We start from the raw sequence: 9,856 nt of genomic DNA on the forward strand, positions 1-9,856 counted from the left end.
AGATGGCGGTATGAACGTATAAATAAGGAGAACAAAATGAGAAGAGTTGTAATTACAGGTATGGGAGCAATCACTCCGGTAGGCCTTAGTGTAGAAGAATTCTGGAACAGTGTAAAAGAAGGAAAAACAAACTTTGCAGAAGTAACACGTTTTGATTCCACAAATTACAGAGCGCATATGGCAGCAGAGATCAACAATTTTAATCCAAAGGATTATATGGATTTCAAATCTGCAAAACGTATGGAGCTTTTCAGCCAGTATGCGGTAGCAGCAGCAAAAGAAGCTATTGAGCAGTCCGGACTGGATATGACAAAAGAAGATCCCTTCCGTGTAGGCTGTAGCGTGGGAAGCGGTATCGGAAGTATGCAGGTGGTAGAGAAATCCTGCGAAATTCTCAACACAAAGGGACCAGGAAGACTGAATCCTCTGATGATTCCTCTTCTGATCTCCAATATGGCATCCGGAAATGTTTCCATTCAGTTTGGACTCCGCGGAAAGAACATTAATGTTGTAACTGCCTGTGCAACAGGAACCCACAGCATCGGAGAAGCATACCGTACTATTCAGTGCTCTGATGCAGATGTTATGGTTGCAGGTGGAACGGAAGCAGCTATCACACCAACAGGCTTTGGTGGTTTTGCGGCACTGACAGCATTGACCTCATCCACAGATCCTGAGAGATGTTCCATCCCTTTTGACAAAGAAAGAAGCGGTTTTGTAATGGGCGAGGGTGCCGGCGTGGTAGTTCTGGAAGAACTGCAACATGCCAAAGCACGTGGAGCGAAAATCCTTGGCGAGGTTGTCGGATATGGTGCAACAGGAGATGCTTACCACATTACATCCCCTGCAGAGGACGTGTTCCGGTGCTGCCAAAGCTATGGAATGGGCTGTAAAAGAAGCAGGAATTTCCACAGATGATGTATGGTATGTAAACGCACATGGTACAAGCACACATCATAATGACTTATTTGAAACAATTGCCATTAAGAAAACATTTGGTGAACACGCAAAAGAAATGAAAATAAATTCTACAAAATCTATTACAGGACATCTTCTGGGAGCTGCCGGTGCAGTGGAAGTGATCACCTGTGTAAAAGAACTTCAGGAAGGCCTGATCCATCAGACTGTTGGTTATAAGGTGCCGGATGAACAGTGTGACCTGGATTATGTAGGAAACGGTAATGTAAAGATGGATATCAAATATGCACTTACCAATTCTCTTGGCTTTGGCGGACATAACGCATCCTTACTTATTAAAAAGTACGAAGACTGATCACGCAGATAATAAATGGTATGGTGATTTTGAAAACAATATACGACAGTGATCTTATAATATAGCTATTTCAGCAGGAGGAAATAAATGGAACTGGCAAATATATTAGAACTGATCCACGCAGTCAGCGATTCAGATCTCACAGAATTTAACCTGCAGGACGATACCTTAAATATTTCCATGTCAAAAGAGAAAACAATTGTACAGCAGATGGCAGTCAATACTGATCCGGCAGATGCTCAGCAGTATCAGCCGGTAGTGCAGCAGGCTGTACATGTAGAATCCGTCAATGCTGTTAACGATGAAGTACAGACAGGAAGTGTGGTAAAATCTCCTCTTGCAGGTACCTATTATGCAGCATCTTCTCCGGAAAATCCCCCCTTTGTAAAAGTAGGAGATAAAGTAAGCAAAGGTCAGGTCCTTGGCATTGTGGAAGCAATGAAGCTGATGAACGAGATTGAATCAGAATTTGATGGTACAGTAAAAGAAATCCTTGTAGAAAACGAGCAGATGGTAGAGTTCGGACAGCCGATGTTTGTGATAGAATAGAAGAAGGAGGTAAAAAACTATGAAACTTACAACAAAAGAAATCATGGAGATCATTCCCCACAGACACCCGTTCCTCCTGATTGATACTATTGAAGAACTGGTGCCGGGTGTGAAGGCAACAGGAAAGAAATGTGTTACCTATAATGAGCCGCATTTCGCAGGACACTTCCCACAGGAACCGGTTATGCCGGGAGTTCTGATCGTTGAAGCGCTTGCGCAGACAGGTGCAGTTGCAATTCTGAGTAAACCGGAAAATAAAGGAAAGATCGCATATTTTGCATCGATCAACAATGCAAAATTCAAGAACAAAGTAGTTCCCGGAGATACCCTTACTCTTGAAGTAGAGATCATTAAGGAAAAAGGTCCCATGGGAGTGGGAAAAGCAAAAGCAACAAACCAGGACGGTAAGGTAGCAGTGATCGCAGAGCTGACTTTTGCAGTAGGAGCATAACAGATGTTTAATAAAATTTTGATCGCCAATCGTGGTGAAATTGCAGTGAGGATCATCCGGGCATGTCGTGAGATGGGAATCCGCACAGTAGCCGTATACTCAGAAGCAGACAGAGATGCCCTGCATACCCAGCTTGCAGATGAAGCAGTATGCATCGGAAAGGCACAGTCATCAGACAGCTATCTGAACATGGAGCGAATCTTAAGTGCTACCATTGCCACAAAAGCAGAAGCAATCCACCCGGGATTCGGATTTCTCTCAGAGAACAGCCGTTTTGTGGAAATGTGTGAGAAATGTAATGTGGCATTTATTGGTCCTTCCGCAGAAGTAATTTCCAGAATGGGAAATAAATCTGAGGCGAAAAACACAATGCGGAAAGCTAAAGTCCCGGTAGTGCCCGGCACAAAGGAGCCGGTCTACACAGTAGAGCAGGCTTTGGAAGCTGTAAAGGAAATCGGTTTTCCGGTCATGATCAAAGCATCAGCAGGCGGCGGTGGAAAAGGAATGCGTGTAGCCGGAAATGAACAGGAATTTGCCAAATTGTTTGAGACAGCACAGCAGGAGTCGGTCCATTCCTTCTCCGATAATACCATGTATCTGGAACGGTTTGTGGAGAATCCCAGACATGTTGAAGTGCAGATTCTTGCGGATAAATACGGAAATGTAGTTCATCTGGGAGAACGAGACTGCTCTGTTCAGAGACGTCACCAGAAAATGATCGAAGAGTCTCCGTGTATCGCAATCTCTGATGATCTGAGAAAGAAAATGGGTGAGACAGCAGTACGGGCAGCAAAGGCAGCAGGCTATGAAAGTGCAGGAACCATAGAATTTCTTCTGGATCAGTCCGGAGAATTTTATTTCATGGAAATGAACACCAGAATCCAGGTAGAACATCCGGTAACAGAATTTGTGTCTGGTGTAGACCTGATCAAAGAGCAGATCTGCATTGCAGCAGGTGAACCGTTAAGCGTTCAGCAGAAAGACATAGAAATCCGCGGTCACGCCATGGAATGCAGAATCAATGCCGAGGATCCTGAGAGACATTTCATGCCATGTCCGGGTAAGATCACTGACTTACATCTTCCCGGTGGAAATGGAATCCGCGTGGATACAGCAGTTTATAATGACTACGCAATCCCGCCCTACTATGATTCTATGATTGCCAAGATCATTGTTTATGACAAAGACCGCCGCAGTGCCATTCGAAAGATGATCAGTGCACTTGGAGAAGTTGCCATCGAAGGAGTAAAAACTAACGTGGATTTTCTGTATGAACTTCTCAATCAGCCGGATTTTCAGGAAGGAAATATCACCGACAGATTTCATTCCGCAGCATTATCCGGATCTGTAAAAGAAAACTGGTGCAAATATATTTTATAGTTCAGCAGAAAGTACATATTTATTATTGAAATGTAATTGATAAGCAAATCGATAAAATTATTTTTGACAGAATTAGTTTGATTAATAGTTATTAACGTTATTTTGTTGTCTGAAAGAACATCAAATTGGGTTACATAAAGGAGCAGGATTTTAATGGCAGACTTGAAGAGATTTTTTAAGAAAACAGTTTCAGAAGACCGGCATAAACAGGCCGCATCTGTTTCCGTACCTGAAGGCTTATGGATCAAATGTCCAAAGTGCGGAGAAATGGTTTACAGAGAAGACGTAATATCCAACGCCTATGTGTGCCCGAAATGCGGAGGATATTTCAGAATCAGTGCGAAACGCCGGATCAAAATGATCGCAGATAAAGGAAGTTTTAAAGAGTGGTTCACAGGAATTGACAACAGCAATCCACTGGACTATCCGGATTATCCGCAGAAAATTGAGGATCTGAGAGAAAAAACACACCTTGATGAGGCAATTCTCATCGGAGAAGCCACCATCGGAGGAATCCGTACAGTGATCGGAGCCATGGATACCAGATTTCTCATGGCTTCCATGGGATATGTGGTGGGAGAAAAGATCACCCGCTCATTTGAAGAAGCAACAAAACAGGGACTTCCGGTCATTCTGTTCTGTTGCTCCGGCGGTGCCAGAATGCAGGAAGGAATTGTATCACTGATGCAGATGGCAAAAACCTCCGCAGCCATTAAACGTCACTCCCAGGCAGGGCTTCTCTACACATCTGTGCTGACAGACCCGACTACCGGTGGCGTTACAGCAAGCTTTGCCATGCTTGGAGATATTATCCTTGCAGAGCCAGGCTCACTGATCGGATTTGCCGGCCCGAGAGTCATTGAACAGACTATAGGTCAGAAACTGCCGGAGGGCTTCCAGAGACCGGAATTTCTTCTGGAACATGGATTTCTCGACGGAATTGTTGAACGAGGCTCTATGCGGGATGTTCTTTCGCTGATCCTGAAACTGCATGATACCAGAAAATGTTACGGAGAATTTCCACAGGAAACATCTGCCAGATCTTTCGATACTTTTGGCAAAAAGAAAAAGCAGAAGAAACAAAAAAATCTCACAGCCTGGGACAGAGTCCAGATTGCCAGAAGCAGTGACCGTCCGTCAGCAGCGGAATATATTGATGCCATTTTTGATGATTTCATGGAATTTCATGGTGACAGAGGTGTCAGAGACGACAATGCCATCATCGGCGGCATTGCTACACTGGACGGACAGCCCGTTACAGTAATCGGAATCCGTAAAGGGCATACTACAAAAGAAAACATCAGATGTAACTTCGGAATGCCATCACCGGAAGGGTACAAAAAGGCTCTTCGACTGATGAAACAGGCAGAGAAATTCGGACGTGCAGTCATTGCATTTGTAGACACTCCGGGGGCATTCTGTGGACTGGAAGCAGAAGAACGGGGACAGGGCGAAGCCATTGCAAGGAATCTTCTGGAAATGTCCGATTTGAAGGTGCCGGTTCTTTCGGTTGTAATTGGTGAAGGCGGCAGTGGCGGTGCACTTGCACTTGCAGTCGGCAATGAAGTCTGGATGATGGAAAATGCAACCTACACCATCCTTTCACCGGAAGGCTTTGCATCCATTCTCTGGAAAGACAGCAGAAAGGCACCGGAAGCTGCGGAGGTCATGAAAGTAACGGCGGCTCATCTGAAAGAACTGGGAATCATTGAACGGATCATACCGGAGGAATATCCTGCAAGTGAGGAGAATTTGCCGGAAATTGCAGAATATATGAAGATCAGAATGAAGCAGTTCCTGGAGAAACAGACTGGTAAAAGTGGACTGCAGATTGCACAGGAACGGTATGAGAGGTTTCGTAAGATGTAGCACGATGTTAAAAGGGACGCGCAGAAAAATATTTTATTTGGAGTGCGGTTTCGGGGTCTAAGATATTTCTAAGCTCTCAGAAATCTGCTAAAGGCATGAGCCGTCTTGTCAAACTCGCTCCGTTGCAAACTTCGCTCAGACAGTGATGCAGCCGGCTCATAACGCAGATTTCTGAGAACTAAGAATATCTAAGACCCCTGCAAATGCACTCCAAATAAAATATTTTTCTGCGCTGTTTTGTTGCATGTTGTTCTGCGTTTTCTTAGGGTTTCTATAGTTATATTGTACAGTAGATATATTATTTTGGTTAATTATTCTGCGAAGTCAGGAGTGGTGCTTTCTTTACTGTTGTACGGTAAATATGTTATATAGCCAATAGTCAGCATGGGAAGCGATAGTGTCCGGGGGTGAATTTGAGGGTTCATTGTAGTTCTTGGCATTTGGGAAGACGCGTTATGAGCCAATCGTTTCACTGTCTGAGCGAAGTCGGAGACGTAGCGAGTTTGAGAGAGTGGCTCATGATTTTAGCGGCTTCCCAAATGCCTAGAAATACAATGGTTCCGAAACTGAGCCCCCGGACACTATCGCTTCCCATGCGTCCCTATTCAAAAAACATTAAAATTTTCCCCTATCCCGACTTGAAATAAGAAAGCCTCTGACGTATAATAAACCCGAAAGTAGAAAGGCGCTGCTTTTAAGCAGGGTCTTTTTTTACAGATTTTGAATATATAAAAAATTCAGGAGTGAAAAAAGTTATGACCAAGATCAGAACAAGATTTGCACCAAGCCCTACAGGCAGAATGCATGTTGGAAATTTAAGAACAGCATTATATGCATACCTTATTACAAAACATGAAGGCGGAGATTTCATCCTCCGTATTGAAGATACAGACCAGGAACGTTACGTAGAAGGCGCTGTAGATATTATCTACCGTACTCTTGCAAAAACAGGACTTCTCCATGATGAAGGTCCGGACAAGGACAAAGGCTTTGGACCGTATGTTCAGAGTGAGCGTCAGGCACAGGGAATCTATCTGAAATATGCACAGCAGTTAGTAGAACAGGGTGATGCATACTACTGTTTCTGTAAGAAGGAAGAACTGGAAGGTATGAAACGTGTTGTGGCAGGAAAAGAGATTTCCATTTATGACAAACGCTGCCTTAAACTTTCCAAAGAAGAAGTACAGCGTCGTCTTGATGCAGGAGAACCACACGTAATCCGTTTCAATATGCCAACAGAGGGAACTACAACATTCCATGATGTAATCTACGGAGATATCACAGTAAACAATGAGGAACTGGAAGATCTGATCCTGATCAAATCTGACGGATACCCAACTTATAACTTTGCAAATGTAATCGATGACCATTTAATGGAAATCACACACGTAGTAAGAGGTAACGAGTATCTTTCCTCAGCTCCGAAATACAACCGTATCTACGAAGCTTTCGGATGGGATATCCCGGTTTATGTACATTGTCCGCTGATCACAGATGAGACACACCAGAAGCTTTCCAAACGTTGTGGACATTCCTCTTATGAAGACCTGCTTGATCAGGGATTTGTTTCAGAAGCGATCGTCAACTATGTGGCACTTCTCGGATGGAGTCCTTCTGACAACAGAGAGATCTTTACACTGGATGAACTGGTACAGGCATTTGATTATCATCATATCAATAAATCTCCGGCAGTATTTGATATTGCGAAACTTCGTTGGATGAATGGTGAGTATATCAAGAAAATGGATGCGGATGAATTCTATGAGAGAGCACTTCCGTATATGAAAGAAGTTCTGAAGAAAGACTACAACTTCAAGAAGATTGCAGGAATGGTACAGACCAGAATCGAAACATTCCCTGACATTCCGGCTCTGATTGACTTCTTTGAGGAAGTACCGGAATATGATTCCGCCATGTACTGCCATAAGAAAATGAAGACAAATGAAGAGACTTCTCTTACAGTATTAAAAGAAGTACTTCCGGTTCTGGAAGAACAGGAAGATTATACAAATGATCCGTTATTTGAAACATTAAGTGCATTTGTAAAAGAGCATGGTTATAAGAACGGATATGTAATGTGGCCTCTGCGTACTGCTGTTTCCGGCAAGCAGATGACGCCGGCCGGTGCTACTGAGATCATGGAGATCATCGGTAAAGACGAGACAATCAAACGAGTAAAGGCAGCTATTGAGAAATTAAGCAAATAAATATGAAGAGAAATCCATCTCAACTTCGGGCAATCACTCACCTGTCAGGACCTATGATGGTCCTGGCAGGTCCCGGCTCGGGGAAAACTTCCGTTATTGTGGAGAGAACTGCATACATGATCAATGAGGGGAAGATACCGGCTTCTTCTATTTTGGTTGTAACTTTTTCCAGAGCAGCGGCAACAGAGATGAAAGAACGGTTTTTGAAATTCGTGGGACAGAACAGAAGCGAAGTGACTTTTGGAACTTTCCACGGAATTTTTTATGGGATTTTGAAAGCGGCCTATCATCTGAGTGCGGCCAATATTCTTTCTGAGGAAGAGAAATTCAGTATTCTACGTGAGATGACTGAGAAATATGGACAGGAAATGGCTCAGGAGGGAGATTTCATTGAAGAAGTTGCCAGGGAAATCAGTGTTGTAAAGGGGAACTGTATTTCTCCGGAGCATTATTATGCATCCTGTTGCTCGGACGAGATATTCAGGGACATTTTTCATGGCTATAAGCAGGCTCTGAAGGCGAAACGCAAGCTGGATTTTGATGATATGATCCTCTGTTGTTATGAACTTTTTTCCCAGAGACAGGATATCCTGAATGCATGGAGAAGAAAATTTGTCTACATTCTGGTGGATGAGTTTCAGGATATCAACAGCTTACAATACAAGATTTTGCAGATGCTGGCGGCACCTGTCAATAACCTGTTTATTGTAGGGGATGATGACCAGTCCATCTATCATTTCCGGGGCGCAAGACCAGAGATTATGTTAAATTTTACAAAGGATTATCCGAAGGCAGAGACAGTCCTTCTGAATGTGAATTACCGGTGCAGTAAGAATATCCTGCGTACAGCCATGGAAGTGATCGGATGTAATACCAGACGTTTCAAAAAGCAGCTGGATACTCCAAATGAAGAAGGGATGCCTGTGACGTGCAAGGAATTTGATAATCCAAGAGAAGAGTATATGTGCGTGGTGGCAGCACTGAAAAAAAGAATGGAGCGCGGCGAGGATCTGCTGAATACGGCAATCCTGCTTCGTACAAATCAGGAATCGGAAGGTCTGATCAATGTGCTGATGGAATATCAGGTTCCTTTTACAATGAAAGAACAGCTTCCCAATCTTTTCCGCCACTGGATCTGCCGGGCGCTTCTGGCTTATCTTGAAATGGCAGCAGGAGACAGGAGCAGGAAGAATTTGCTGGAGATCATGAACCGGCCAAATCGCTATATTTCCAGAGAAGCGTTGAACAGTTCGCAGATTAATTTTAATGAACTTCGGGAATATTATAAAGACAAAGACTGGATGTGCGACAGGATTACCACACTGGAAACGCATCTGAGGATTCTTGGTACTCTTTCCCCTTTTGCTGCGATTAATTTTATCAGAAAAGGAATGGGATTCGAAGAATACTTGCGTGAATATGCACAGTATCGTAAAATAAAACCAGAGGAACTGCTTGAGACCCTGGACCGGATCCATGAGAGTGCAAAAGGCATGAAAACCCTGGTGAAGTGGCAGGCTTACATAGAAGAATATACGAAGCGCCTGAATGAACAGGCAAGGAAACAGCAGGATAAAAAAGAAGGAGTGACTATATCCACACTCCATGCGGTAAAAGGTCTGGAATATGATATTGTGTATATTCTGAATGTTAATGAAGGAAGTATTCCATATCGCAAGGCGGTTTTGGCAGAAGCAGTGGAAGAAGAACGAAGATTGTTTTATGTAGGGATGACCAGGGCGAAAAAGAAGCTGGTGCTTGCCTATGTGAAACGCCAGTATGAGAAGGAACGGGAGCCTTCCCGGTTTCTTGAGGAGACAGGCCTATGAATAAAGGAATTATTTACTGTACAAAAATACGGGAAGAATATGAAGGCGCACATATGGAGCATATGATCGCAGAGAAACTTCTGGAAATCGCACTGAAAAAAGAATATGGAATCAATCTGTACAATGAACCCAGAGCAGAGGGAGAACATGGAAAACCATTCCTTTCCTATCGTCCGTCCCTGCATTATAATATCAGTCATTCCGGAAAATATGTGGTATGTATTCTGGCTGATCAGGAGGTTGGAATTGATGTGCAGATTCATTGCAGAGCCAATTATGAAAGAATGCTCAGACGTAT

At 43.6% G+C, this 9,856-nt stretch carries 6 protein-coding genes and 2 pseudogenes; all 8 read left to right on the plus strand.

Features of this window, described 5'->3' with window-relative positions; genetic code table 11:
- The first annotated feature begins 36 nt into the window (after positions 1 to 36).
- A pseudogene (gene fabF / locus AC075L_RS03590) lies at positions 37 to 1,273 on the plus strand (beta-ketoacyl-ACP synthase II).
- An 87-nt stretch (positions 1,274 to 1,360) separates the two neighbouring features.
- On the plus strand, positions 1,361 to 1,822 hold the full coding sequence (gene accB / locus AC075L_RS03595) for an acetyl-CoA carboxylase biotin carboxyl carrier protein (protein ID WP_476387155.1): 462 nt from the start codon (positions 1,361 to 1,363) through the stop codon (positions 1,820 to 1,822).
- A gap of 19 nt (positions 1,823 to 1,841) precedes the next feature.
- Positions 1,842 to 2,273: a 3-hydroxyacyl-ACP dehydratase FabZ gene (fabZ, locus tag AC075L_RS03600; RefSeq protein WP_008704118.1), complete on the plus strand. Its 432-nt coding sequence runs from the start codon at positions 1,842 to 1,844 to the stop codon at positions 2,271 to 2,273.
- Positions 2,274 to 2,276: 3 nt separating this feature from the next.
- Positions 2,277 to 3,624 (plus strand): annotated as a pseudogene (locus tag AC075L_RS03605) (acetyl-CoA carboxylase biotin carboxylase subunit).
- Between the two features lie 182 nt (positions 3,625 to 3,806).
- Positions 3,807 to 5,522: an acetyl-CoA carboxylase carboxyl transferase subunit gene (locus AC075L_RS03610; RefSeq protein ID WP_022381150.1), complete on the plus strand. Its 1,716-nt coding sequence runs from the start codon at positions 3,807 to 3,809 to the stop codon at positions 5,520 to 5,522.
- A 755-nt stretch (positions 5,523 to 6,277) separates the two neighbouring features.
- On the plus strand, positions 6,278 to 7,729 hold the full coding sequence (gene gltX / locus AC075L_RS03615) for a glutamate--tRNA ligase (RefSeq protein ID WP_055059527.1): 1,452 nt from the start codon (positions 6,278 to 6,280) through the stop codon (positions 7,727 to 7,729).
- Between the two features lie 2 nt (positions 7,730 to 7,731).
- Positions 7,732 to 9,558, plus strand: a complete 1,827-nt coding sequence (locus tag AC075L_RS03620) for an ATP-dependent helicase (RefSeq protein WP_055059526.1) — start codon at positions 7,732 to 7,734, stop codon at positions 9,556 to 9,558.
- Positions 9,555 to 9,856 (plus strand): 4'-phosphopantetheinyl transferase family protein (locus tag AC075L_RS03625; RefSeq protein ID WP_476387156.1); only part of this gene is annotated, 302 nt, incomplete at its 3' end. The genes AC075L_RS03620 and AC075L_RS03625, both read left to right, overlap by 4 nt.

Source organism: Blautia sp. ZXY-1-B12 (assembly GCF_056339915.1).

Excerpts from the sequence above, each read along its gene's own strand:
- AC075L_RS03610 (WP_022381150.1), top strand. The coding sequence starts at position 3,807 with ATGGCAGACTTGAAGAGATTTTTTAAGAAAACAGTTTCAGAAGACCGG.
- gltX (WP_055059527.1), top strand. The coding sequence starts at position 6,278 with ATGACCAAGATCAGAACAAGATTTGCACCAAGCCCTACAGGCAGAATG.
- fabZ (WP_008704118.1), top strand. The coding sequence starts at position 1,842 with ATGAAACTTACAACAAAAGAAATCATGGAGATCATTCCCCACAGACAC.
- AC075L_RS03620 (WP_055059526.1), top strand. The coding sequence starts at position 7,732 with ATGAAGAGAAATCCATCTCAACTTCGGGCAATCACTCACCTGTCAGGA.
- accB (WP_476387155.1), top strand. The coding sequence starts at position 1,361 with ATGGAACTGGCAAATATATTAGAACTGATCCACGCAGTCAGCGATTCA.